1 rRNA gene is annotated in these 644 nt (G+C 50.9%); it reads right to left on the bottom strand.

Annotated elements, in window-relative coordinates:
- Positions 1 to 644 (bottom strand): 16S ribosomal RNA (locus QL898_RS13870); the annotation flags it as partial.

Genomic DNA, 644 nt, shown 5'->3' with positions numbered 1-644 from the left:
TTCGCGTTGCATCGAATTAAACCACATGCTCCACCGCTTGTGCGGGCCCCCGTCAATTCATTTGAGTTTTAACCTTGCGGCCGTACTCCCCAGGCGGTCTACTTATTGCGTTAGCTGCGTCACTAAGGGATCAAGTCCCCCAACGACTAGTAGACATCGTTTACGGCGTGGACTACCAGGGTATCTAATCCTGTTTGCTACCCACGCTTTCGAACCTCAGTGTCAGTATGATGCCAGGAGGCTGCCTTCGCCATCGGTATTCCTTCAGATCTCTACGCATTTCACCGCTACACCTGAAATTCTACCTCCCTCTCACCTACTCTAGCGAAACAGTTTTAGATGCAGTTCCCAGGTTAAGCCCGGGGATTTCACATCTAACTTATTAAGCCACCTACGCTCGCTTTACGCCCAGTAATTCCGATTAACGCTTGCACCCTCTGTATTACCGCGGCTGCTGGCACAGAGTTAGCCGGTGCTTATTCTGCAGCTAATGTCATCGTCTATGGGTATTAACCATAGAGTCTTCTTCACTGCTTAAAGTGCTTTACAACCAAAAGGCCTTCTTCACACACGCGGCATGGCTGGATCAGGGTTTCCCCCATTGTCCAATATTCCCCACTGCTGCCTCCCGTAGGAGTCCGGGC

The organism is Psychrobacter sp. APC 3279 (genome assembly GCF_030407795.1).
GTDB lineage: Bacteria > Pseudomonadota > Gammaproteobacteria > Pseudomonadales > Moraxellaceae > Psychrobacter.
The sequence above is the reverse complement of the archived record's forward strand: the minus strand, read 5'-3'. Positions and strand labels throughout refer to the sequence as shown.